The 23,820-nt window shown below is 67.6% G+C and carries 23 protein-coding genes; 10 read left to right on the plus strand and 13 right to left on the minus strand.

The window, feature by feature from the left end; translation table 11 throughout:
- Window positions 1–143 precede the first annotated feature (143 nt).
- From FG154_RS08785 to FG154_RS08835, 11 genes are all read right to left on the minus strand, one after another.
- Window positions 144–1,193 carry a sn-glycerol-3-phosphate import ATP-binding protein UgpC gene (locus FG154_RS08785; protein WP_145106679.1) on the minus strand — a complete coding sequence of 350 codons (1,050 nt, stop codon included), beginning with the start codon at window positions 1,191–1,193 and terminating at the stop codon, window positions 144–146.
- Window positions 1,194–2,057, minus strand: a complete 864-nt coding sequence (gene ugpE / locus FG154_RS08790; RefSeq protein ID WP_044249157.1) for a sn-glycerol-3-phosphate ABC transporter permease UgpE — start codon at window positions 2,055–2,057, stop codon at window positions 1,194–1,196. It lies immediately after the preceding gene.
- Window positions 2,050–2,931, minus strand: a complete 882-nt coding sequence (gene ugpA, locus FG154_RS08795; RefSeq protein WP_145106682.1) for a sn-glycerol-3-phosphate ABC transporter permease UgpA — start codon at window positions 2,929–2,931, stop codon at window positions 2,050–2,052. The genes ugpE and ugpA overlap by 8 nt, the downstream gene beginning before the upstream one ends.
- 42 nt (window positions 2,932–2,973) lie before the next feature.
- Window positions 2,974–4,269 carry a sn-glycerol-3-phosphate ABC transporter substrate-binding protein UgpB gene (gene ugpB / locus FG154_RS08800; RefSeq protein WP_145106686.1) on the minus strand — a complete coding sequence of 432 codons (1,296 nt, stop codon included), beginning with the start codon at window positions 4,267–4,269 and terminating at the stop codon, window positions 2,974–2,976.
- A gap of 190 nt (window positions 4,270–4,459) precedes the next feature.
- A complete protein-coding gene (locus FG154_RS08805; protein WP_186312319.1) occupies window positions 4,460–6,145 on the minus strand; it encodes a Na/Pi cotransporter family protein in 1,686 nt (561 codons plus the stop codon).
- A 58-nt stretch (window positions 6,146–6,203) separates the two neighbouring features.
- A complete protein-coding gene (locus tag FG154_RS08810) occupies window positions 6,204–7,805 on the minus strand; it encodes a GMC family oxidoreductase (protein ID WP_145106691.1) in 1,602 nt (533 codons plus the stop codon).
- A 1-nt stretch (window position 7,806) separates the two neighbouring features.
- On the minus strand, window positions 7,807–8,805 hold the full coding sequence (locus tag FG154_RS08815) for a branched-chain amino acid ABC transporter permease (protein WP_101342078.1): 999 nt from the start codon (window positions 8,803–8,805) through the stop codon (window positions 7,807–7,809).
- Between the two features lies 1 nt (window position 8,806).
- Window positions 8,807–9,694, minus strand: a complete 888-nt coding sequence (locus FG154_RS08820; RefSeq protein WP_145106693.1) for a branched-chain amino acid ABC transporter permease — start codon at window positions 9,692–9,694, stop codon at window positions 8,807–8,809.
- A gap of 1 nt (window position 9,695) precedes the next feature.
- Window positions 9,696–10,394, minus strand: coding sequence for an ABC transporter ATP-binding protein (locus FG154_RS08825; RefSeq protein ID WP_145106696.1), 699 nt, complete (start codon window positions 10,392–10,394; stop codon window positions 9,696–9,698).
- Window positions 10,391–11,164 (minus strand): ABC transporter ATP-binding protein, encoded by a 774-nt coding sequence (locus tag FG154_RS08830; RefSeq protein ID WP_145106699.1) that lies wholly within the window; start codon window positions 11,162–11,164, stop codon window positions 10,391–10,393. Before FG154_RS08830 ends, FG154_RS08825 begins: the two co-directional genes overlap by 4 nt.
- 2 nt (window positions 11,165–11,166) lie before the next feature.
- Entirely contained in the window at window positions 11,167–12,369 is a 1,203-nt protein-coding gene (locus FG154_RS08835; protein ID WP_145106702.1) for an ABC transporter substrate-binding protein, read from the minus strand.
- A 204-nt stretch (window positions 12,370–12,573) separates the two neighbouring features.
- Between FG154_RS08835 and FG154_RS08840 the strand changes: the two genes are divergently transcribed.
- From FG154_RS08840 to FG154_RS08870, 7 genes are all read left to right on the plus strand, one after another.
- A complete protein-coding gene (locus FG154_RS08840; RefSeq protein ID WP_145106705.1) occupies window positions 12,574–13,512 on the plus strand; it encodes a LysR family transcriptional regulator in 939 nt (312 codons plus the stop codon).
- An 85-nt stretch (window positions 13,513–13,597) separates the two neighbouring features.
- A complete protein-coding gene (locus tag FG154_RS08845; RefSeq protein WP_145106707.1) occupies window positions 13,598–15,142 on the plus strand; it encodes a coiled-coil domain-containing protein in 1,545 nt (514 codons plus the stop codon).
- Between the two features lie 31 nt (window positions 15,143–15,173).
- Window positions 15,174–16,223, plus strand: a complete 1,050-nt coding sequence (locus FG154_RS08850) for a TAXI family TRAP transporter solute-binding subunit (RefSeq protein WP_145106710.1) — start codon at window positions 15,174–15,176, stop codon at window positions 16,221–16,223.
- A gap of 152 nt (window positions 16,224–16,375) precedes the next feature.
- Entirely contained in the window at window positions 16,376–16,984 is a 609-nt protein-coding gene (locus FG154_RS08855) for a 2-dehydro-3-deoxy-6-phosphogalactonate aldolase (RefSeq protein WP_145106712.1), read from the plus strand.
- The gene (locus FG154_RS08860; RefSeq protein WP_145106714.1) at window positions 16,981–17,820 is read left to right on the plus strand and encodes an SMP-30/gluconolactonase/LRE family protein; all 840 of its coding nucleotides are present in this window, start codon (window positions 16,981–16,983) and stop codon (window positions 17,818–17,820) included. The genes FG154_RS08855 and FG154_RS08860 overlap by 4 nt, the downstream gene beginning before the upstream one ends.
- Window positions 17,821–18,060: 240 nt before the next feature.
- A complete protein-coding gene (locus FG154_RS08865) occupies window positions 18,061–18,426 on the plus strand; it encodes a response regulator (protein ID WP_011910241.1) in 366 nt (121 codons plus the stop codon).
- Window positions 18,427–18,525: 99 nt separating this feature from the next.
- A complete protein-coding gene (locus tag FG154_RS08870) occupies window positions 18,526–20,169 on the plus strand; it encodes a methyl-accepting chemotaxis protein (protein ID WP_145106717.1) in 1,644 nt (547 codons plus the stop codon).
- 57 nt (window positions 20,170–20,226) lie between these two features.
- Here FG154_RS08870 and FG154_RS08875 read toward each other — a convergent pair whose 3' ends face one another.
- Complete coding sequence (locus tag FG154_RS08875; RefSeq protein WP_145106719.1) at window positions 20,227–20,514, minus strand: hypothetical protein; 288 nt, start codon at window positions 20,512–20,514, stop codon at window positions 20,227–20,229.
- A gap of 241 nt (window positions 20,515–20,755) precedes the next feature.
- Between FG154_RS08875 and FG154_RS08880 the strand changes: the two genes are divergently transcribed.
- The 3 genes from FG154_RS08880 (at window position 20,756) to FG154_RS08890 (ending at window position 23,450) form a co-directional block, all read left to right on the plus strand.
- Entirely contained in the window at window positions 20,756–22,075 is a 1,320-nt protein-coding gene (locus FG154_RS08880; RefSeq protein ID WP_145106721.1) for an ABC1 kinase family protein, read from the plus strand.
- A gap of 160 nt (window positions 22,076–22,235) precedes the next feature.
- Window positions 22,236–22,763 (plus strand): lysozyme inhibitor LprI family protein, encoded by a 528-nt coding sequence (locus tag FG154_RS08885; RefSeq protein WP_246100180.1) that lies wholly within the window; start codon window positions 22,236–22,238, stop codon window positions 22,761–22,763.
- Window positions 22,764–23,189: 426 nt separating this feature from the next.
- Entirely contained in the window at window positions 23,190–23,450 is a 261-nt protein-coding gene (locus FG154_RS08890) for a WGR domain-containing protein (RefSeq protein ID WP_145106723.1), read from the plus strand.
- Here the strand turns inward: FG154_RS08890 and FG154_RS08895 are convergent.
- A complete protein-coding gene (locus FG154_RS08895) occupies window positions 23,425–23,691 on the minus strand; it encodes a hypothetical protein (RefSeq protein ID WP_246100182.1) in 267 nt (88 codons plus the stop codon). The genes FG154_RS08890 and FG154_RS08895 overlap by 26 nt on opposite strands.
- Window positions 23,692–23,820: the final 129 nt, after the last annotated feature.

Consider the following 23,820-nt stretch of genomic DNA (forward strand, 5'->3'; position numbering starts at 1 on the left):
AAATCTCAGTGGAAACTACGCGCCCTCCCGGGTCAGTTCTGCGTGGAAATCAACATGGATGCCAAGACCCGCCGGCCGGTGCCGCTTGCTCCCACGTTTCGCGCGGCACTGCAGGACCTGAGCGGGCCGCCAGGCGCGGGGCGCTAGACCCGCCGCCCGGTTGCAGCATCGAACAGGTGCAGGCTGCCCGCGTCGGGGGCCACCGTCAGGCGGTCTCCGTCGCGCACCGGCGCCTGTCCCGGCAGGCGCACCACAAGCTCGGTGCCCCCGGGCAGCCGGCCATGGGCGAAGGCGTCGGCGCCGAGCCATTCCACCGCCTGCACATGAAGCTCGATCCCCGGCTCGCCCGGCCCGGCAGGATGGAGATGTTCGGGCCGAATGCCAAGGATCAGCTCGCGCCCGGCCGGAGCAGGGGCGGCAAAGGTCTGGCCCGCCGCCTCGACGGCCGCGCCGGTCCCGCGCGCGGGCAGCATGTTCATCGCGGGCGATCCGATGAAGCCGGCCACAAAGGTCGTGGCGGGCCGATCGTAGATCTCGGCCGGTGTGGCGATCTGCTCGGCATGGCCCCCGTTCATCACCACGAGACGGTCGGCCAGCGTCATCGCCTCGACCTGATCGTGGGTGACATAGATCGAGGTCGTGCGAACATTGCGCTGCAACTCCTTGATCTGCAACCGCATCTGCACCCGCAGCTTGGCGTCGAGGTTCGAGAGCGGCTCGTCGAGCAGGAAGGCCGCCGGATTGCGCACCAACGCACGGCCCATCGCCACCCGCTGCCGCTGCCCACCCGAGAGCTGGCGCGGCTTGCGGTCGAGAAGCTGGCCCAGTTCCAGCATGGCGGCCGAACGGGCCACACGCTCCTCGATCTCCGCCTTCGACAGTTTCGCGATCTTGAGGCCATAGGCCATGTTCTCGCGCACCGTCATGTGCGGATAGAGTGCGTAGTTCTGGAACACCATCGCGATGTCGCGCTCGCGCGGCTCGAGCCGGTTGACCACGCGGCCGCCGATCGCGATCTCGCCCGAGGTGATCTCCTCGAGCCCCGCCACCATGCGCAGCAGGGTGCTCTTGCCACAGCCCGAGGGGCCGACGATCACCACGAACTCGCCGTCCGCAATCTCGAGATCGACCCCGTGGATCACCTCGAGCCCCGAATAGCTCTTGCGCACGTCCCTGAGCGAGATTTCCGCCACTTACTTCTCCGTCTCCACAAGTCCCTTCACGAACCACCGCTGCATCAGGACCACGATCAGGATCGGCGGCAGGATGGCCAGCACGCAGGTCACCATCACGAGGTCCCAGGGTGTGTCGGCATCGGCGAAGGAGATCATCTTTCTCAGGGCGATCACGATGGTGTTCATCGAGTTCGAGTTCGTCACAAGCAGCGGCCACAGATACTGCGTCCATCCGTAGATGAAGAGGATCACGAACAGTGCCGCGATGTTGGTGGCCGAGAGCGGCAGAAGGATGTCCTTGAAGAAGCGCCACGGCCCCGCGCCATCGACGCGCGCGGCCTCCATCAGCTCGTTCGGGATCGTCATGAAGAACTGCCGGAAGAGAAGCGTCCCCGTGGCCGAGGCCACCAGAGGCAGGATGAGCCCCGCGTAGGTGTCGATCAGGCGCAGGTCCACCATCACCTTGTAGGTGGGCAGGATGCGCACCTCGACCGGCAGCATCAGGGTGATGAAGATCATCCAGAAGCAGACCATCCGGAGCGGAAAGCGGAAGAAGACGATGGCATAGGCCGAGGCCATCGAGATCACGATCTTGCCGATGGCGATGCCAAAGGCCACGAAGGCCGTGTTGAAGAGGAGCCTGTCCACCCCCACGCCACCGATGCGCCCGATGTCGCCCGTCAGCGCGCGGGCGTAGTTCGACGGGCCTTCGGCACCGGGCAGCAGTGGCAGGGGCGGCCGCAGGATCTGTTGCAGCGGGTGGGTCGAGGCCACAAAGACATACCAGATCGGGAAGGCGACCACGATCACCCCGATCACCAGCAGGAAATGCGCCATGATCCGGCTCTGGCGCGAGGTGCCGATCATCTCGTGCTCAGCCATAGTGGACTTTCCGCTCGATGTATTTGAACTGGAAGGCGGTCAGCGCGATCACGATCACCATGAGAACGACCGACTGCGCGGCGGAATCCCCGAACCGCAGGTTCACGAAGCCGTCGTTATAGACCTTGTAGACGAGCGTCTCGGTGGACTTTCCCGGCCCGCCGCCGGTGACCGCATGGATGATGCCGAACGTGTCGAAGAGCGCATAGACCGAGTTGACCACCAGCAGGAAGAAGGTCGTGGGCGCAAGAAGCGGGAAGGTGATGGTCCAGAACCTCCGCCGGGCGCTGGCGCCGTCGATGGCCGCGGCTTCGAGCAAAGATCGAGGAATGGCCTGCAAGCCCGCGACGAAGAAGAGGAAATTGTAGCTGATCTGCTTCCAGCTTGCGGCGGCCACGACGAGGGCCATGGCCTGGTTGCCGTCGAGCAGCGGATCCCAGCGGATGCCAAGCTGCCGCAGCGGCCAGGCCAGCGTGCCGAAGGACGGGTTGAACATGAAGAGCCAGAGCATCCCCGCGATGGCGGGCGCCACCGCATAGGGCCAGATCATCAGCGTGCGGTAGAAGCCGCGGCCGCGCACCACCTTCTCGGCCTGAACTGCGAGCAGAAGCGCGATCGCCATCGAGAAGAAGGCGGTCAGGATGGAAAAGACCGCCGTCACCTGGATCGAGTTGAGCCAGGCCGGATCGGACAGGACGCGGCGAAAGTTGGCGAGGCCCACGAAGGTGGACTTCAGCCCGAAGGCATCCTCGCGCAGCAGCGACTGCCAGAGGGCCTGACCCGCGGGCCAGTAGAAGAAGACGGCCGAGATCAGCAGCTGAGGCAGGATCAGCAGCCAGGGCAGGACACGGTGGGGGAAGGTTGCGCGATGCATGGGGAGGAGGGCCGCCCGCCGAAAGGACGGGCGGCCGATGCGTCAGCCGCCGACGGCCTGGCGGATCGCCTCGTTGCCACGCTGTGTGGCGGCATCCAGCGCCTGCTGCGCCGTCTGCTGACCCGAGAGCATCTTCTCGAACTCCTCGTTCTCGATGTCGCGCACCTGCGGCAGGTTCACCAGCCGCACGCCCTTGGAGTTCTCGGTCGGCTCCTTGCCCATCATCTGGGTGATCGGCACCTCGCGTCCGGGGTTCTCGTCGTAGAAGCCCGAGGCCTTGGTGGACTCGTAGGCCTCCAGCGTCACGGGCAGGTAGCCCGAGGTCTGGTGCAGGTATTCCTGAACGTCGGTCTGCGAGAGATAGCGGAAGAAGGCCGCGACACCCTCATAGGTCTCGTCGGACTTGCCGCCCATCACCCAGAGGCTTGCGCCGCCCGGAACCGTGTTCTGCGGGCCATTGCCAGCCTCGTCATAGGGCAGCTGCCCGATCCCGTAGTTCATGCCGGACTTCACGATGTCGCCCAAACCGCCTGAGCTTTCAGTGAAAATCCCGCATTCGCCGGCGAGGAAGATCTGCTTGGCCTCGGAGGTGCGGCCGCCGTAGCGGAAGGTTCCGTCCCTGGCCAGATCGGCGAGCGCCTGGAAGTGGTTCACGAAGATCGGCTCATTGATCTTCAGCTCGGCGTTGACGTCGGCAAGCCCGTTCTCGTTCGTGGCATAGGCCACGTCGTTCCAGGCCGCGAAATTCTCGAGATGGATCCAGGAGAGCCAGGTCGAGGTATAGCCGCAAGGCGCGGCGCCGCTTTCCTTGATCTTGCGGGACATGTCCCAGACCTCGGCCCAGGTCGCGGGCGGCGTGTCGGCGTCGAGGCCGGCCTTCTCGAAGATGTCCTTGTTGTAATAGAGGATCGGCGAGGAGGAGTTGTAGGGGAAGGACAGCATCGTGCCGTCGGGCTTGGAATAGTAGGCCACGATGCCCGGCAGGTAGGCCGACTTGTCGAAGCTGTCGCCGAGCACCTCGGCCACCGGCTTGATCGCTCCTTCGGCCGCCATCATGACGCCGGTGCCCACGTCGAAGACCTGGATGATGTCCGGGGCCTGGCCCGCGCGGAAGGCGGCGATGCCCGCGTTCAACGTCTCGGGGTAGGTGCCCTTGAAGACCGGCGTCAGCCGGTAGTCAGACTGGCTGGCGTTGAAGTCCGAGGCAATCTTTTCGACCACTTCCGCATTGGCGCCCGTCATGGCGTGCCACCAGCTGATGTCGGTCTGGGCGGCGGCAACGCCCGCCTGCGCCACGAGGGCCAGGGCCGTGGCGGTAAGGAATGTGCGTCGTTTCATTGGCTTTTCTCTCCCTGCTGGATGGCCGGATGCCGTGCGGCATAGCCGGCCCGCGTGACGGTTGTGCGACATCTGGCGGGCCTCCACTCCCGCGCTGGCCGATGTGCGACCGTCCGTGACCGCCGAAGCGTCGGACGTTTCGAACATTTTCGCAAGTTCATATTGTTCGTGTCCGCTCCCTTCCGCTGCGTCACATGTCGGGGTCGGTCTGTTCGCGCAGGCTGCGTCTGGGGGTGCTGGCGCGCATGCGGCTTTCCCGAAGCACGCCAATCTCGGTCAGGATCGGATGGGCCACCGAGGTGACATGGGCGTTGAGCCGCTTGAGGTCGCGCAGGAGATCGAGATGGATCGTGCTCGTCTCCATCGCCTCGGGCCGGCCGGCGCGCAGGCGGCCCAGATGGCGCTCGGCCGAGACCGCCTCGAGCCGCCGGATCTCGATCTTCGATTCCACAAGCTGCCGGGCAAGGGCGGCATCGCGGCCGAGGAACACCGCCTGCGCGAGCCGCAGGTTTGCGATCGTCCGGTCATGAACGTCGGCCAGCTCCGCCGCACCCTCGGGCGAGAAGGCCAGGCGCTTGCGGATCTTCTTCATCGCCGCATCGGCCAGCCCGGCCTCGATGATGTCACCCATATGTTCGAGGTTGATCGCGAAGGAGGTGATCTCGTTCGCGCGCCGCACGTCGGCCTCGTCGAGTTCCGCGCGCGAGAGGCGGGTGATGTAGAGCTTGATCGCCTCGGAGAGCCGGTCGATGTCGGGCTCGAGCCGCGAGACCTCGAGCGCGGCAAGCTCGTCGTTGGCAAGCAGGGCCTGCCGGCTCCGCTCCAGCATCTCGCCCACGATGTCGCCCACACGGAGCGTCTCGCGCGCGGCGACGGCGAGCGCCATGGCGGGCGTCTCGAGCAGGCTTTCATCGAGGAAGGCTGCGCCAAGGACACCCTCGGGCGGATCGGGCAGGAACCGCTCGACCAGCCGGCAGAGCGGGCCCACCAGGGGGAGGAACAGCACGAGCAGCACGGCGCTGAAGGCGATATGGGCGGCGATCACGCGAAGGCCGGGGCCTGCGACCGTCTCCTCGAGCAGAAGCGCCAGAGGGTCGGTCAGACCCAGCACGAGGGCCGCCCCCGTGATCCGCACCACGAGATTGCCGAGGGTGATGCGCCGGGCGGCCGGCCCTTCGACCGCCACGGCGAGCCAGGGCGTGACGGCGCCGCCCACGTTCGCCCCCGCGACCAGCGCCAGCGCAGGAACCGTGTCGATCAGCCCGCCCGCTGCCAGCACCATCACGAGGAGCACGACCGCGAGCGAGGAGGCGCTGAGAATTGCCAGCCCCGCAGCCAGCAGCGCCGCCACCAGCGGCGCCTCGCCCAGCCCCGCGATCACCAGCGCCAGCGTCTCCGAATGCTGGAGCGGCGCCGTCACCTCACCCATCAGCCGAAGCGCCAGCAGCATGAGCCCCAGCCCGATCAGCGCCCGCCCGATGCCGCGCCCCCGCGTCGCCTGCGCGGTCGAGAAGGTCACGACGCCCGTCAGGATGCAGAGGCTTGCGATCCAGTGGACATCGACGGACAGGATGGCCGCCACCACCGCGGTTCCGAGGTTCGCGCCCAGCATCACCGCCTGCGCCATCGGCGCCGACATGATCCCGCGAGCCGCGAAAGAGCCGGTGATGACCGCGGTGGCCGTGCTCGACTGCAACCCGAGGGTGGCGAGCATCCCCCAGAGGGCCGCCACCAGCCGGTTGCGTGTCGCGCGCGAGATCCGCTGCCGCAGCGTTGCCCCGAAGGCGCGCATGACGCCGGTGCGGATCAGCCGCAGCCCCCAGAGGAGAAGCGCGGCGGCGGCGAGGAGGTCGATGAACTGGACGGTCGGCGGCACTCGGGTCACCCGGCGAATGAAGGAACCAACGCATCTTCCGCCGGGCAGGTTCCCCCAATCAGACGGAATGGCGCGCGTCCTCGAGGATCATCTCGGCCGCCTTTTCGGCGATCATCAGCGTCGGAGAGTTGGTGTTGCCCGACGTGATGGTCGGCATGATCGAAGCATCCGCGATGCGCAGCCGGCCGAGCGCGCGGAACCGCAGCCGCGGATCGACCACGCTCGCCTCGTCGGCGCCCATGCGGCAGGTGCCGACGGGATGGAAGATGGTGGTGCCGATGCGGCCCGCGGCCGCCACCAGATCCTCGCGGCTCTGCACCTCGGGCCCCGGGCGGTATTCCTCGGGGTGGAAGCGGGCGAAGGCGGGCTGCGCCGCGATGTGGCGCGCAAGCAGGATCGAACGCACCGCCACCTCGCGATCCCCCTCGGTCGAGAGGTAGTGCGGCGCGATGGCGGGCTGGCGCGTGGGGTCGGGGCTCTTCAGATGCACGCTGCCGCGGCTTTCGGGGCGCAGGTTGCAGACGCTGGCGGTCATGCCGGGGAAGGGATGCACCTTGTCGCCGAACTTGTCGAGCGAGACCGGCTGGACATGGAACTCAAGGTCGGGGGTGGCCTTCTCGGGCCCCGAGCGGGTGAAGATCCCGGCCTGACTCGGCGCCATCGACATCGGCCCCGAACGGCGGAGGAGATATTCCGCCCCGATCGCCGCGCGCCCGAAGAGGCTCGTGGCCTTCTCGTTCAGCGTGGGCACGCCCTGCACCTTGAAGACGAGGCGAAGCTGCAGATGGTCCTGCAGGTTCGTCCCCACCGCCGGCACGGCGGCCGTGGTCTCGACACCCGCCGCGCCCAGCACCTCGGGGTCGCCGATGCCCGACAGTTCGAGGATGTGCGGCGAGCCGATGGCGCCCGCCGAAAGCACCGTCTCGCGCGCGGCCCGCGCCTCGTGCAGCTCGCCCGCCTGCCGGTAGTCAACCCCGCGGACCTCTCCCTCCTCGACGATGAGCCGCACCACCTGCGCCTCGGTCACGACCCGGAGGTTCGGCCGGGCGAGGGCAGGCTTCAGGAAGGCCTTGGCCGTGTTCCAGCGGATGCCGGACCTCTGGTTCACGTCGAAATAGCCGCCGCCCTCGTTCGAGCCACGGTTGAAATCCTCGGTCCGGGGAATGCCCGCCTGCTCGGCTGCATCGAGGAAGGCATCGAGCACCGCCCACCGCACCCGTGCGCGCTCGACCCGCCATTCGCCGCCCGCACCGTGATGCTCGTTCTCGCCGAGGTGGTGGTCCTGCTGGCGGCGGAAGAGGGGCAGCACGTCCTCCCACCCCCAGCCGGTGCAGCCCATCTGGCGCCAGCCGTCGTAATCCTCGGCCTGTCCGCGCATGTAGATCATGCCGTTGATCGAGGAGCACCCTCCCAGCACCTTGCCCCGGGGATAGATCAGGCTGCGTCCCTCGAGCCCTTCCTCGGGCTCGGTGGTGAAGCACCAGTCGGTGCGGGGATTGTTGATGCAGTAGAGGTAGCCCACGGGAATGTGGACCCAGTGGTAGTTGTCGCGCTTGCCGGCCTCGATCAGCAGAACCCGGTTGCGCGGGTCCCTGGACAGCCGGTTCGCCAGCACACAACCCGCGCTGCCGGCACCGACGACGATGTAGTCGGCCTCCATCTCAACGCTCCGACTGGAAGCCGAGCTTGCGGCCGAGGCGCGAGGCGTAGAACTCGCCCACGATCCCGCGCCGGAAGAGCAGCACGCAGGCCATGAAGACGAGGCCGGTGATGATCGTCACCGGAAACTGCGAGGTGGCGAGGTAGTTCTGCAAGGTCACCACCAGCCCCGCGCCGACGACCGGGCCCACCAGCGTCCCGATCCCGCCGAGCAGCGTCATCAGGATGACCTCGCCCGACATCTGCCATGTGACATCCGTCAGCGTGGCGAACTGGAACACCAGCGCCTTGACCCCGCCCGCCAGCCCCGCGAGGGCCGCCGACATCACGAAGGCGCCGAGCTTGTATTCCGCGACCGAGTAGCCGAGCGAGATCGCCCGAGGCTCGTTCTCGCGGATCGCCTTGAGGATCATGCCGAAGGGCGAGTTCACGAAGCGCCAGATGGCGAGCATCCCCAGCGCGAACACGACCAGCACGAAGAAATACATGTTGGTGGTGTCGTTGAGGTTGATGACCCCGAACAGGCGCCCGCGCGGCACCGACTGGATCCCATCCTCGCCATGGGTGAAGCCCGCCTGAAGGCAGAAGAAGAAGAACATCTGGCTGAGGGCGAGCGTGATCATGGCGAAATAGATCCCCTGCCGCCGGATGGCGATGGCCCCCATCACCAGCCCCAGCGCCGCGGCCCCGGCCACGCCCAGCAGGATCCCGAACTCGGGCTGCCAGCCCCAGACCTTGACGGCATGGGCGGTGAAATAGGCCGACCCGCCGAAGAAGGTGGCGTGCCCGAAGGACAGAAGGCCCGTATAGCCCAGCAGCAGGTTGAAGGCTGCGGCGAAAAGGGCGAAGCACAGAAGCTTCATCAGGAAGATCGGGTAGAGGAAGAAGGGCGCCGCGATCAGCGCCGCCGCCGCCAGGACGAGCAGCACCAGCTTCAGCATGCCGGCCCTGGGATGGGCGGCCACCGTCTCGACGGCCGGAGTTGCAGAACCGCGCGCCATGTCACGCATCCTTTCCGAAGAGTCCCGCAGGCCGCAGGATCAGGACGATCGCCATGATCACGAAGATCACGATGTTGGAGGCCTCGGGGTAGAAGACCTTGGTGAGCCCCTCGGCGATGCCGAGCATGTAGCCCGTGATGATCGCGCCCAGGATCGAGCCCATGCCCCCCACCACGACCACCGCGAACACGACGATGATGAGGTTCGAGCCCATGAGCGGCGAGACCTGATAGACCGGCGCGGCGAGCACTCCGGCAAAGGCGGCCAGCGCCGCCCCCAGCCCGTACGTGAAAGTCAGCAGAAGCGGCACGTTCACCCCGAAGCTCTGCACCAGGACCGGGTTCTCGGTGGCGGCGCGCAGGTAGGCGCCGAGCTTGGTCTTTTCGATCAGAAGCCACACGCCGATGCAGACGGCGAGCGAGGCCACCACCACCCATCCGCGGTAGATCGGCAGGAACATGAAGCCCAGGTTCACCGCCCCCGTCAGCGCCGCGGGCGGGGCATAGGGCTGGCCCGAAGTGCCGAAGAACCAGCGGAACGTCCCTTCCAGCGTCAGCGCCAGACCGAAGGTGAAGAGAAGCCCGTAGAGGTGATCGAGCTTGTAGAGCCGCGAAAGCATCGTCCGCTCGATCAGCGCGCCCAGAAGGCCCACGATCAGCGGCGCAAGGATCAGCGCCGGCCAGTATCCGATGCCGGTCTGCGTCAGCAGCAGAAGCGCGGCAAAGGCGCCGGCCATGTATTGCGCGCCATGGGCGAAGTTGATCACCCGCAGAAGGCCGAAGATCACCGCCAGCCCCAGCGACAGAAGCGCGTAGAACGAGCCGTTGATGAGGCCCACGAGAAGCTGGCCGAAGAGGGCCGCCGTCGGAATGCCGAAGATCGTCACCATCTCACACCCCCAGCACCGAGTTCAGCATCGGCATGTTCGCAGCCAGATCCTCGACCGGAAAATCCGCCACCATCTGCCCGTGGTCCATCAGGTAGAAACGGTCCGCAACCTTAGAGGCGAAGCGGAAATTCTGCTCGACCAGCACCACGGTCATGCCCCGGTCGCGCAGCTCCACGAGCACCTCGCCGATCCGCTGGATGATGACGGGGGCCAGGCCCTCGGTCGGCTCGTCCAGCAGCAGGCAGCGCGCGCCGGTGCGCAGGATGCGCGCCATGGCCAGCATCTGCTGCTCACCGCCCGACAGCTTGGTGCCGGGGCTTGAGCGTCGCTCCCTGAGGTTCGGAAAAAGCTCGTAGATCTCGCCCACCGACATGCCGCCCCTGGCGACCACCGGGGGCAGTGTCAGGTTCTCTTCGACCGAGAGCGTGGCGAAGATGCCCCGTTCCTCGGGCACGAAGCCCAGACCCTCGCGGGCGGTGCGGTGGAGCGGCACACCCATCATGTCCTTGCCCGCGAACCGGATCGTGCCGGTGCGCTTCCTCAGGATGCCCATGATGGTGCGCAGCGTCGTGGTCTTGCCCATGCCGTTGCGGCCCAGGATGCAGATCGTCTCGCCTTCCTCGACGAACAGATCGACCCCGTGCAGGATGTGGCTCTCGCCATACCAGGCGTGAAGGCCGGTGACCTCCAGGAGCGTCATGCGTCCTCCGTTCCCATGTAGGCCGTGCGCACGCGCGGATCGGTGCTGACGGTGGCGTAGTCGCCATGGGCGAGGATCTCGCCCCGTTGCAGCACCGTGACCTGATGACAGATGTCCGCCACGACGCTGAGATTGTGCTCGACCATCAGCACCGCGCGATGGCGGGCGACCTCGCGGATGATTTCGGCCACCATCTGCACGTCCTCCTGGCCCATGCCGGCCATTGGCTCGTCCAGAAGCAGCACCTCGGGATCGAGGGCGAGGGTGGTTGCGATCTCGAGCACGCGCTTGCGCCCGTAGGACAGGTCGGCCGCGCGCGTGTCGCGGTAAGCCTCGAGCCCCAGCTCCTCGAGCAGAACCTCGGCCCGGCCGTTCAGCCGGTCGAGCGCCGAGAGCGGCCGCCAGAACTGCACCGCAAGCTCGGCCGGGCGCTGGAGCGCGACGCGCACGTTCTCGAGCACGGTCAGATGCGGAAAGACCGCCGAGATCTGGAACGACCGCACCATGCCCATGCGCGCCACCTTGTCAGGGCGCGTGCGGGTGATGTCGGTGCCAAGCAGGGTGATCTTGCCCCTGCTTGGTTGAAGAAACTTCGTCAACAGGTTGAAGACGGTGGTCTTTCCTGCACCATTCGGGCCAATCAGCGCGTGGATCCGCGCGTGATGGACATCGAGATCGACATTGTTGACGGCCGTGAAGCCGCCAAAATCCTTGCCGAGGCCGCGGGCGGACAGGACCACCCGCGGCTCGTGGTCTGCGACCGGCGCCATCGTCAGTTCGTGACGAGCGGGCAGCCGCTCTGGGCCGGGTCGAGATAGGCCTGATCGCCGGGGATCGTGGCGAGGACGTTGTAATAGTCCCACGGCACGTCGCTTTCGCCCGGCTTCTTCACCTCGAGCAGATAGACGTCCGAGATCATACGCCCGTTCGGCGCCACCGTTCCGCCCTTGGCGAAGACATCCTCGACGGGCAGTTCGTGCAGCTTGGCCGCGACGGCCTCGGTCTCGTCCGTGCCGGCCGCCTCGATCGCCTTGAGATAGGAGAGGACGGCCGAATAGGTCCCGGCATGGACCATGTTGGGCATGGCGCCCGTCCGCTCCATGAAGCGCCGGCCGAACTCGGCCGTTTCCTCGTCGCGGTTCCAGTAGAAGCTTTCGGTCAGCGTCAGGCCCTGGGCCGACTCGATCCCGAGCCCGTGCACCTCGGCCAGCGTGAAGAGAAGCGCGGCCAGCCGCTGCCCGCCCTGCACGATGCCGAACTCGCCCGCCTGCTTGATGGCGTTCTGCGTGTCGAGCCCGGCGTTGGCGAGGCCGATCACCTTGGCGCCCGACGCCTGGGCCTGCAGGAGGAAGGAGGAGAAGTCGGTGGTGGCCAGCGGATGGCGGACCGCGCCGAGCACCTGGCCGCCCCGCTCCTTGACGACATTGCCGGTGTTCTCTTCCAGGGAATAGCCGAAGGCATAGTCGGCGGTCAGGAAATACCAGCTGTCCCCGCCCTGTTCGACCAGCGCGCCGCCCGTGCCGATGGCGAGGGCGTGGGTGTCATAGGCCCAGTGGAAGCCGTAGGGCGAGCATTGCTTGCCGGTCAGTTCGGTCGTGGCCGCGCCGGTGGTGATCGTGACCTTCTGCTTCTCCTGCGAGAGGGCCTGAACGGCCAGCGCCACCGAAGAGGTCGTCAGCTCCATGATCGCGTCCACGCGCTCGGTGTCGTACCACTGGCGCGCGATGTTCGAGGCGATGTCGGCCTTGTTCTGGTGGTCGGCGGTCACGACCTCGACCGGCTTGTCCAGCACGGTGCCGCCGTAATCCTCGACGGCCATCCGCGCGGCCTCAAAGCTGAACCGGCCGCCGAAGTCGGCATAGACGCCGGACTGATCGTTCAGGATGCCGATCTTGACCACGTCATCCGAAACCTGCGCCGCCGCAGGCGCGGCCAGCGCAGCCAGCGACACCGCAGAAAGAAGGGCTTTCCGCATTCCATATCCTCCCTTGGGCGGTTGCCGTCCCTGCCACAGCGCGCGGGCTGGTGCGGTTCCGTCCTGTTCATGAATGTGCCGCACGGGTCTCCTCAAACCCGGGGCACGAATGGAGGATCAGATGTTTCGAGGCGGGACTCAAGCAAATTGTCGCAGCTATTTCGGAACAAGATCTGTTCGTTTTCGTACAAGGGCGGGTGACGCTTGGGCAACTTCACATGGGACGACCTGCAGTTCTTCCTTGCGGTCGCGCGGACGGGCCAGCTGTCACGCGCCGCCCGCCAGCTCAGGACCAGCCATGTAACCGTCTCGCGGCGGATCGACCGGCTGGAGGCGGCGCTGCGGATGCGGCTCTTCGAGCGCAACCCCCGTGGCTACGAGCTGACGCCGGTCGGGCGCCGGTTGATCGAGACGGCCGAACGGATGGAGGCCGAGACCGAGCGGATGCAGGTCGAGTTGCTGGGCGATGGCCCCGGCCAGCGCGGTGTGCTGCGGATGGCGGTCCCCGAGGGTTTCGGAAGCTGGTTCAGCCGCGTGCTCCTTGGCCCCTTCACCAGCCGCTTCCCCAACATCTCGCTGGAGCTGATCACGCTGCCGCAGATCATGTCGCTGTCGCGGCGCGAGGCGGATCTGACGGTCACGCTCGATCCGCCCAAGGCAAGCCCCTATCATTCCGAAAAGATCACTGACTACAGCCTGCACATCTACGCCACGCGCTCCTACCTGGCCGAGCATCCGCCGGTGCGCCACCGCGATGACCTGTTGAAGCACCCGTTCATCGGCTACATCGAGGAGATGATCTTCGCGCCGGGCCTCGATTATCTGGGCGAGGTCCATCCGGGGATCCGGGCGAGTTTCAAGAGCTCTTCGATCTTCAACCAGCTGGCGGCGACGCGGAACGGACTCGGGCTTTGCGTCCTGCCGTTCTATATCGCGCGGATGTTTCCCGATCTTGAAATGGTCCTGCCGCATGAGGTGGTTCTGCGGCGCACCTACTGGCTGACCTGCCACCGTGACGTGCGCCCGCTGCCCCGCGAACGGTCGGTCATGTCCTTCCTCCTCGAGGAGGGGCGCACCCATGGGAAGAGCCTTCTCAACCCGATGGCGATCAGAAAAGGCGAGCCGTCTACCACTTCTGATTGAGGCGAAGCCTATTGACGTGGATCGCCGGTTGCGGGGTATCATGCCATCCTGATCGCACGCCAGTTGCCATGCCGGGACTACGGCCATGAGCTCGAGTCATTTGAAACATGTCTTTCTCCTGCTGAGCGTTCTTGCGCTCTGCCCGATTCCTGTGGGCGCCGAGGACACAGCCTCCGCCGCCGTGTCTCCCGAGGCCGCCGCGGCCACGGAAGGGTCCTATCGATCCATCATCAGCATGCTGGAGAGCGAGATCTCGGGCCTCGAGGCGCGCATCGCGGTGCTGACGACCGAGCGGCGGCGCGAGCTGTCGAGGCTGGAACGGACCCGTAACGAGACGGCGCGCGTCGAGAAGCAGCTGGCGCAGCTCCGGCATGAACGGGGCCGGCTGGAAGAGGCGGTGGCCGCGGCCCTCGCCGAGCCGACCTCGGCGGCGGCCATGCAGCCGGCCGGGCTGGTCGCCAATCCGCCGCCTCCGCGGGCCGACGGGGGAGCGGTGCGCCTAGAGGCCGAACGCAAGCGGCTCTCCGATCAGGTCGAGCGGCTGGAACGTGAGGCCACGGATGCGGCGGCCCGGCTGCGGACCCTGTCCGAGACCGCGTCGCAGCGCGAGGCGGAGCTGGTCGTGCTGGTGGACCGGCAGGAGGGTCTCACCAAGGCCATCGCGTCGCGCGAGGGCGAGCTGGAAAAGCTCGCCGCCCGCCATTCGGAACTGACCGCGGCCGTGGCGCAGCGCGAGGAGGCCCTTCAGGCGCTGGATGAGCGTGCAGCGGCCGCGGCCGAGAGCGCCGCCCGCCAGCGCGAGGAGGCCGAGGCTCTGGAGGCTCGCCATCTGGAACTGACGCGGGCCGTCGGCGAAGGGTCTGAAGCCGTCAAGGCGCTCGAGGCGCGGCAGGCGGATCTCTCGCGCGCGGCCGGTGAGATTGCCGAGGATCTGACGCGGCGGCAAGGCTTGCTGGCCGATGCCGAGGCGCATCTTGCCGCCGCGCGGAAGGATCAGGAACAAGCCGAGGCAAAGGCGCGCGCGCAGGTCGAGGCACTCCGCAAGGCGGAGGCCGAGGCGCGGCAAAGGGTGGAGGCCCTCGAGGCGGCGGAGGCCGCGACCCGGCAGCGGGCAGAGGCGCTCCAGCGCGAGCTTGAGCAGGGTGAGGCGGCGCTTGTCCGGCTGACGGTCGCGGTGGGCGACGAGGAAAAGCGGCTGGCGCAGCTTCAGGCCCAGCGAGAGGACAGGGCCTCCGGCCAGTCGCGCGACCTGTCCGAGGCCGAGACGCGGCTTGCGGCGCTGGCCGCGGCCGAGGAGGAGGCGCGGGCGAGGGTGTCCGAACTCGACGCGCTGCTCGAGCGCAAGCAGCAGGAGCTGGCCGCCGCACCGCCTGCGCCCGAACCGGCCCCGCCCGCGGTGGAACCGCCGCCTGCCGTGGCGCTTCCCGCCGGGGCGCCCCGCGAGCCGGACGAGGTGGCGCGGGCGCTCGCCGAAGCGCCCGGCCTGCCCGAGCCCGGAAGCGCCGCCCGTCAGCGGCTCTTCTCGCTGCTCGAGACCGGGGTGTGCCCGGTCGATGCCCTTCGCGAGGTGACCGGCGCGGTGAACCGCCAGACGCTGGTCGCGCTCGTCAGATCCCTGGGCGGCTGCTGACCGTCCGACAGTCCAACAGCAGGAGGAAGCCTTGCCCGTTGCCCGATTGATCGCGATTGCCCTGTTGCTTGCGATCCTGCCGGCGCGATCGCCGGCCGTGGAGATCAACATTCTCACCGGAGGACCGACCGGAACCTACATCCAGATCGGCCGTGACATAGCCAAGGCCGCCGATGAATGCGGCCTCGGCATGACCGTCCACGAAAGCGCGGGCTCGCTCGAGAATTTTCTCGGGGTCAGACAGCGCCCGGTCACGCAGTTCGGGATCGTTCAGTCGGACGTGCTGGAATATCTCAAGACCTTCGCCGCCAACGACCCCGAGGTGAGCCGCGCCATCTTCGGGGTGCGCATCGCCTTTCCACTCTATGACGAGGAGGTGCATCTGCTGGCGCGCAAGGAGATCGGCGGGCTTGCCGATCTGGAAGGCAAGCGCGTGGCCATCGGGGTCGAAAACTCGGGCACGTTCCTGACCGCCTCGCTGGTCCTCGACCTGGCGCAGGTGTCGCCGGGCGAACGCCTGATGATCACGCAGGACGAGTCGCTGGCGGCCCTGCTGGCGGGCGACATCGACGCCTTCTTCTACGTGGCGGGCGTTCCGGCCAAGCTTTTCTCCTCGGAGGAGATCGACGCCGAACGCTTCCATCTCGTGCCCGTCGCCGACGAGGTGCTGCGCCAGGTGTACAAGCCGACCGAGATCCCCGCGGGCACCTATCCGTTCCAGACCGGGCCGGTCGAGGCGATCGCGGTCAAGGCGGTGCTGATGACCTATGGCTACGACCCGCGGCGCAACGCCTACCACCGCGAGAGCTGCAAGGCGGTCTCGGACATCTCGCATGTGATCAGCAGCCGCTTCCAGACCCTGCAGCAGACCGGCCACCCGAAGTGGAAGCAGGTGAACCTCACCGAGCTGCCCGCAGGCTGGGACATCGGCGAATGTGTGAACGCGGGCCTTGCCCCCGGCTACCGCTTGCCCTGCGATCCGCCAGAGGCGGAGACCACCGCCACCCCCGGCGACACCACCTCGGAAAGCGAGGCCAACCGCGCCTACCGCCGTCAGATCTGCGCCGTGGTGGGCTGCTGATCCGCGAACGGGGGCCGGCCTGAACCGGGCCCGCCCCCGCAAGCAGGGGCCGGCAAGGCTCCTTCAGGGGCATATCCCGCGCGCGGACCCGATCCCGGCTTGCGTCGCGGGCCCGGCTGTCCGAGGCTGGGGCCGATCCACCCGAGGTGCCCATGTCCCGTCCCATCATCGCCATCCTGCGCGGCATCACGCCCGCCGAAGCCGAGCCCGTCGCCGAGGCGCTGGTAGAGGCGGGGATCGACCGGATCGAGGTGCCGCTCAACTCGCCCGACGGGCTGGAGAGCGTCGAGCGCCTCGTCCGCCGCCTTGGCGAGCGGGCGTTGATCGGGGCGGGCACGGTGTTGTCGCCCGAGGATGTGGCCCGTGTGGCGGCCACCGGGGCGCGGCTCGTCGTCTCGCCCGACTGCAACCCCGAGGTCATCGCGGCCACGCGGGCCGCGGGGCTCATCTCGATCCCGGGCGTCTTCACCCCGACTGAATGTTTCGCGGCGATCCGGGCGGGCGCCAACGCGCTCAAGCTCTTCCCGGCGACGCTTCTCGGGCCCGCGGGGCTGGAGGCGCTGAGGGCGGTCCTGCCGCGGGATCTGCCGGTCTTTGCCGTGGGGGGCGCCGGAGAGGCCAATCTGCAGGACTGGCGCAGGGCGGGGGCCGACGGCTTCGGGATCGGCACAGCCCTCTACCGCCCCGGTCGCAGCGCCGCGGAGGTGGCCGAACGGGCGCGGACGCTCGTCGCAGCCTTTGACCGGAGCAGCGCGCCATGATCCTCGACGCACGCCCCTGCACCCTGGGCGAAGGAGCCTTCTGGCACCCCGAGCGGCGCGAGCCCTTCTGGTTCGACATCGCGGCCGGGAAGCTCATGGCCCGGATCCGCGGCGAGCCCGCCGAATGGAGCTTTGGCGAAGCCGTGTCGGCTGCGGGCTGGATTGACCGGGACCGGCTGCTGATCGCCTCGGAAACCGGCCTCTGGCGGTTCGAGATCGCCACGGGGCAGCGGGAGCGGATCGTGGCTCTGGAAGAGGACTGCTCCGGCACCCGCTCGAACGACGGGCGGACCGATCCGGCGGGCGGCTTCTGGATCTCGACCATGGGGAAGGACGCCGAGCCCGGCTCCGGGGCGATCTACCGCTTCCACGAGGGGCGCATCAGCCGGCTCTTTGCCAACCTCACCATCCCGAACGCGATCTGCTTTGCCCCCGATGGCCGGCGCGCCTACTTTGCAGACACGCCGCGCTCGTGCCTCATGACGGTTGCGCTGGATGCAGAGGGCTGGCCGCTGGGGGAGCCGACCCTCCTGGCACACCTTCCGGGCCTGTCGCCCGACGGGGCCGTCACCGACGCCGAGGGCGGCATCTGGAGCGCGCAGTGGGGGGCGGGCCGCGTCGCCCGCTACCGGCCCGACGGGCGCTTCGATCGCGCGCTCGATCTGCCTGCGCCACAGGTGACCTGTCCCTGCCTGACCGAGCGAGGCCGCATGTTCGTCACCTCGGCCCGCGAGGGCATGAGCGAGACCGCCCTGGCGGACCATCCGCTTTCGGGGCAGACGTTCGAGCTGGAGGCGGGGGCCGAGGGGCTTCCCGCGCCGCGCCTCAGGCTGTGACGCAACGGCAATGACCTGCGGTATCCCGCAATCTTCCCACTGCGAAGGGAAGGGCGGCTGCGGCGTCTGGCCACGGGGCAGGGAGATTCTCACGCCGCGCACTTAAAATGTTTCCGCGCCCGGTCGTTCATCTCGCCAGAGTTGAGCACGGCATCGGCCCGTGCAGCAAGGGCAAGGACAACAGATGCAGAGCAGCGGGAGCCGGGGCGGCGGGAATCGGGCAGGATCAGGGGGCACGCCATGACGCGCACGGTCCTTGCGGTGGATGATTCACCCTCGATCCGATGCATGGTGGCCCTGACGCTTCGCGAAGCGGGGTACGAGGTGATCGAGGCCTCGGACGGTCAGCAGGCCCTAGAGGTCGCGCTCTCGCGCCGCGTCGATGCGATCCTCACCGACCAGAACATGCCGCGTCTCGACGGCCTCGGTTTCATCCGCGCCTACCGCAGCCATCCCGAGGGCAAGGGCACGCCCATCGTGTTCCTCTCGACCGAGTCGGCCGACAAGCTGAAGGCCGAGGCGCGCGAGGCCGGAGCCCTTGGCTGGATGGTGAAGCCCTTCACCCAGGCGCAGCTGCTGGCCGTAATGAAGAAGGTCCTCGGCTGAGGCGGAATGGTGACCAGTGGGGGCAGAGTTCTGTCGGTTGCCCCGTTTCTATCCGCCGGCGGCCAGCGCGCCCTCCGGCCACTTCATGAAAGACCCGACATGAGATTCTCGATCCGCAACAAGCTGGGGGCGACCTTCCTCGTCATCTTCGCCATGGCGGGCGGCACCAACCTCTATGCGCTCTATACGATCGACCGGCTGAGCGAGGACATCAACACGCTCGTCGAGCGCGACTTCGAGCGCGTGCGGCTGACCGAGCGGCTGAACGCCGAACAGCTCCGCATGAAGGGCGCCATCCGCGATCACATGCTGTCGCCGCCGCAGGGCAAGGCGCGGGACATGGAGGCCGTGGCCCAGGCGCGTGTCAACATGCGCGAGGCGTTCGACGCGCTGGTGGCCGTCTCGCCCCCCGCTGACCAGGACAAGCTCGCGGAATACGAGGAGCTGTGGAAGCAGTCGATCAAGGTGAACGACAAGGCGCTGCTCCTCTCGGAGGGCGGCCGCACCGAAGAGGCGCGCAAGCTTCTGTGGGGCGACTATTTCTCGCGTCTTCAGAATACGCGGATGCAGATCATGGAGGGGCTGCGGGATGGCAGCATCGCGCATCTGCACCAGATGCAGGCGGCGGCGGAGCAGGCCCGGTTTCAGACCCTCATGCTGATGGGCGGGACGATCACGCTGGCCTCGATCATCGCAATCGGTGCGGCGGCATGGCTGATCCTCTCGATCGGGCGGGGCCTCGCGCGGGCGCTGGAGGTGACGCGGCGCGTAGCCGACGGCGACCTGACCGAAACGGCGGCGCTGCGCGGCAATGACGAGATCACCGATCTTCTGGCGGCCCTGAACGGGATGGTGCTGCGCCTGCGCGAAGTGGTGTCGCGGGTGACCACCGCCGTCGGACAGGTGGCCGCGGGCAGCGCCGAGGTCGCGGCCACGTCCGAGCAGCTGAGCCAGGGCGCCAACGAGCAGGCCTCCGCCACGGTCCAGGCGTCCGCCTCGGTGGAAGAGATGGCGGCAACCATAAAGCAGAGCGCGGAAAATGCGTCGCGCACCGAGCAGGTGGCCACAGGCTCTGCCCATGCCGCACGCCAGAGCGGCGATGCGGTCTCGAGCGCGGTCGAAGCGATGCGCTCGATTGCGGGGAAGATCCTCGTCGTGCAGGAGATCGCGCGTCAGACGGACCTTCTGGCCCTGAACGCGGCCGTCGAGGCGGCGCGGGCCGGCGAGCATGGCCGCGGCTTCGCTGTGGTCGCCGCAGAGGTGCGCAAGCTGGCAGAGCGGAGCCAGGCGGCGGCGGCGGAGATCTCGAACCTCTCGACCGGCACCGCCCATTCGGCCGTGACGGCGGGCAAGATGATCGAGGGCCTCGTGCCCGACATCGAGGAAACCGCCAACCTCGTTTCGGGTATATCGGTGGCGTCGCAAGAGCTTGCCGCCGGAGCTTCACAGGTGAGCATGGCCATCCAGCAGCTCGATACGGTGACCCAGCAGAACACCGCGGCGGCCAGCGAACTGTCCGCCAGCGCCGCCGACCTGTCCGAACGGTCAGAGGATCTGCGCCAGGCCGTCAGCTACTTCCGCGTCAGCGCCGGCAGCGCACCCGCGCCCATCGCTCCTGCTGCCGAGCTTCGCAGGTCCGCTCCGACGCTTGTTCCACAGCGCGTGCGCGGCGGCGGCTTCGACTTCGAGCTTCATGGGGATGACGAGATCGACGCGGCGTTCGAGCGGGCCAAGGTCGCCTGAGGCCGCCTGCCACAAGCCAAGGCAAGGCGCGGTGCCGCAAGGCCCGCGCCTTTTCGTTCAGGTCACGATGAGAAAGATGCTGATCAGCACCGATGCAGCCACGATCATCGGCCCGGTGAGCGACAGAAGGACATGCTCAACCTGCAGCGGACCTTCATGGTGATCGGTTGCCGGGCCCCAGAACGAGGGGCCGGGACGCCAGCTTTCAAACCGGTAGCTGGCAAGCGGGCGGATGCCGCTGCGGCGTCCCTCGCCATTCCTGGCTGTCTGCGCTCTTGCCCGGCAGATCTGGACGGAGGCGGCATTGCTGACCAGCTCTGGCTGGGCTTGTTCACTCGGCACCATGGACACATCATTTCGCATAGGTTCAGAGGGATCCGCTCGTCTGCAGGTGGTATCTACTAAGGGTTGTAACCCTTCCTATCCTAAGGCGATAGAGTGTCATTGTGACACAATCAAGCGGGATTGTCCGCGGGTGACCAAGTCACCGACGAAAGTAGGTTCTGTGGCCACTATGCCGCAGTCTGCCGTTGTGAACGGCCCCGTCCGACCTATGTTTTCGGCATCCCAGATAGAGCTCCGCATCGTGTCCAGCCATCGACCCGAACCCCGCGCCCTGTCCGTTCCGAGCGGCCGGATTTCCCGCCTCGCGCGATTCGGGGGCCTGGCCTCCGGCATCGCCGGCAATGTGGCGTTGCACGGCGCCCGGCAGCTCGCGCAGGGGCGGCGCCCGGTGATGAGCGATCTGATCCTGACGCCCGCCAATGTCGCGCGGCTGGCCGAGCAGCTGTCGCAGATGCGTGGCGCCGCGATGAAGGTGGGGCAGCTTCTGTCGATGGATGCGGGCGAGATGCTGCCGCCCGAACTGGCCGACATTCTGGCGCGGCTTCGGTCCGAGGCGCATTACATGCCGCCCCGGCAGCTCCGAACCGTGCTGGACGCGGCCTGGGGCAAGGACTGGCACCGCAGGTTCCGAACCTTCAACGTCCGGCCCATCGCGGCGGCCTCGATCGGCCAGGTTCATCGGGCAACGACGGTCGAGGGCGAGGATCTGGCGATCAAGGTCCAGTATCCGGGGGTGCGCCGCTCGATCGACAGCGACGTGGACAATGTCGCGGCGCTGATGCGGATCTCGGGCCTCCTGCCAAAGGGCCTCGACCTCGCGCAGATGCTGGCCGAGGCCAAGCGGCAGCTGCACGAGGAGGCGGATTATGAGCGTGAGGGGCGCTGTCTCGCCCGCTTCGGGGCGCTCCTGACGGGCGCGCCCGAGTTTCGGGTGCCCGCGCTGCATGAGGGTCTGACCGGGCGCGACGTGCTTGCCATGGCGCATGTCGCGGGCAACCCCGTCGAGGATCTGTTCGAGGCCCCGCAGGCGGAGCGTGACCGGGTCATGCGGCTTCTGATCGGGCTGATGTTCCGCGAGCTGCTCGACTTCCGCCTGATGCAGACCGACCCGAACTTCGCCAACTACCGACACGATCCCTCCACGGGTCAGGTTGTGCTGCTCGACTTCGGCGCCACCCGCGAGGTCGGAACGGAGATGGCCGAGGGCTACCGCATGCTCCTGCACGCGGGCCTCGCTGGCGAGAGCGACGCCATGCAGGCGGCGATGTTCGAACTTGGCTTCCTGTCCGAGGCGGTGCCCACGGATCTGCGCGCCTTGATGCTGCAGATGCTCGAGATCTCGATGGAGCCGCTTCGCGCGGCTTGCTTCGACTTCGGCGCGAATGACGTGGCGCTGCGTCTGCGCGACCTCGGGATGGAGATCGGCGAGCGGCGCGAGGTCCACCATCTGCCGCCGGTCGAGACCTTCTACATCCAGCGCAAGTTCGGAGGGATGTATCTCCTGGCCAGCCGGCTACGGGCACGCGTCGCAATTCGTGAGCTGATCGAGCCATATCTTTAGGGACTTGGCGGCACTTGTTCATGCTTCACATGAGGAGCGGCGCGCGGCACTGACGGGCCTCGGTCCGCGTGACCTTGTCACAGGATCAGGCGCGGCCGCAGGGCTATCCTGCGCAGGCCGCGCACTCGTCGCGGCGATCGTTCAGAAAGAGTGAGCTGCCATGTTGTGCCTGCGCCCCTCCATGCCGCGCCTTGCGCTGATCCTGATGATGCTCGCCGCGCCGGCGAGCCTGACGGCCCAGCCCATTCCCTTTCACCCCGAGAGGATCGAGGACTGTCTCTCGGGCAAGAAGACCGGACCGCAGCGTGAGGCCTGCATCGGCCTGGCTGCGGACCTCTGCCGTCGTGAGACGAAGGGCGCGACCGAGGTCGAGGCCGCAGCCTGCATGGCCGCCGAAGCCAACTGGTGGCGCGATCGAATGGGCCATGCCTATGAGGCGGCGATGAAGGAGGCCGCCCTGCGCGATGTGGAATTTGCCAAGCCCATCTCGCAGGGTGCGCCACGCATGACCGAGGATCTCGAGAAGATGCAGGAGGCCTGGAAGGACTGGAGCGAGAAGCGGTGCTTCTTCGAAGCCATGCGGCGTCGCGGCAAGCCCGACCGGATGGTCGTGGCCTCGGAATGCCTCATGCGCCGAACGGCGGAAGAGGCGCTGCTGCTTGAGGATGTCGCCGCCCGGAAGCGCTAGGCTGCGTCAGGCTGTCGCCGGTTCCTCTTGCTGCCCGTCAATGCACGGCCATGGCGCCGACCTAAGGTGGCAGCACCGGCAGACTCAAGGGCCTGCGCCAGAAGGCCCGCCCGGTCCGGCACCGACAGAGGCGCGATTAGTCCCCAACCTTCTGTCGGTGCCGTCGTCTGTTCAGCCCGCGCACCCGTGTCGCAGCCGGCTGACGGTGGCCGCGAAACCTGTGCGAGAGCGGGCCCGGCGGATACGGGCCGAGAGCTGCGCACCGCTCGGGCGGAGGGGCTCCATCTTCAAGAGTGGCTTCGTCCTGTCCGCGACGCATGTCCGAAAGCGGCGCCTTCCCGCTTCAATGCGGCATTGTCGCAGGATCGCGCTTGCGCAAAACGGCTGCGACGGCTTTCCTGAAGGCCTGTGCAGCAGGGGGCCGGCATGGAGATCCGCCTTGAGAAGATCGAGCCAGAGCGGAACTGCTTCCGTTTCTACCTGATCCGAAAGGAACGGGACCTGTTCGAGAGTGGCTCGCTCGTGGTCCAGTGGGGCCGGATCGGCCAGGCGGGGCGCATGGCGATCCGATCCTCGGGCCCGCCGGAGCGGATCGAGGCCCTGTTCGAGCGGCTGGTTCGGATGAGACTCCGGCGAGGCTACGCCATCGCCGGAGCTGGTTTCAGGTCGGGCGCCGCAACGCCGTGACGCAGCTCACCGGGATGTGGAAATAGCGGCCGATCTGCTCGTCACTCAGTCCGAGATCGGTCAGCGTGTCGATCACCCGGTCGGGCGAGGGCGCCATCAGCACCTGCGCGCACAGGCAGACCATTCGGCCGTTCGCATCGACCTGATGCTGACCCGGGCAGAGCCCCGCAGACTTCCAGACGCAGCCCGACTCGGCTGTCGCGTCGGGCGGGGCTGCCGACCTCTCCACTTCATGCGGCATCGATCCCCTTCGGCTGCGGAACAGGGCTCGGCGCCGTTCAGTCGGTTCGGGTATCATGGGGCAGTCCTCCTCTTCCTGCACCATTGCCGCCAGAGCGACGCAGGCAGTGTCGCCGCTACATGACGGAAG

Origin of the sequence: Cereibacter sediminicola (genome assembly GCF_007668225.1) — a bacterium.
In the GTDB taxonomy this organism is placed as follows: domain Bacteria; phylum Pseudomonadota; class Alphaproteobacteria; order Rhodobacterales; family Rhodobacteraceae; genus Cereibacter_A; species Cereibacter_A azotoformans.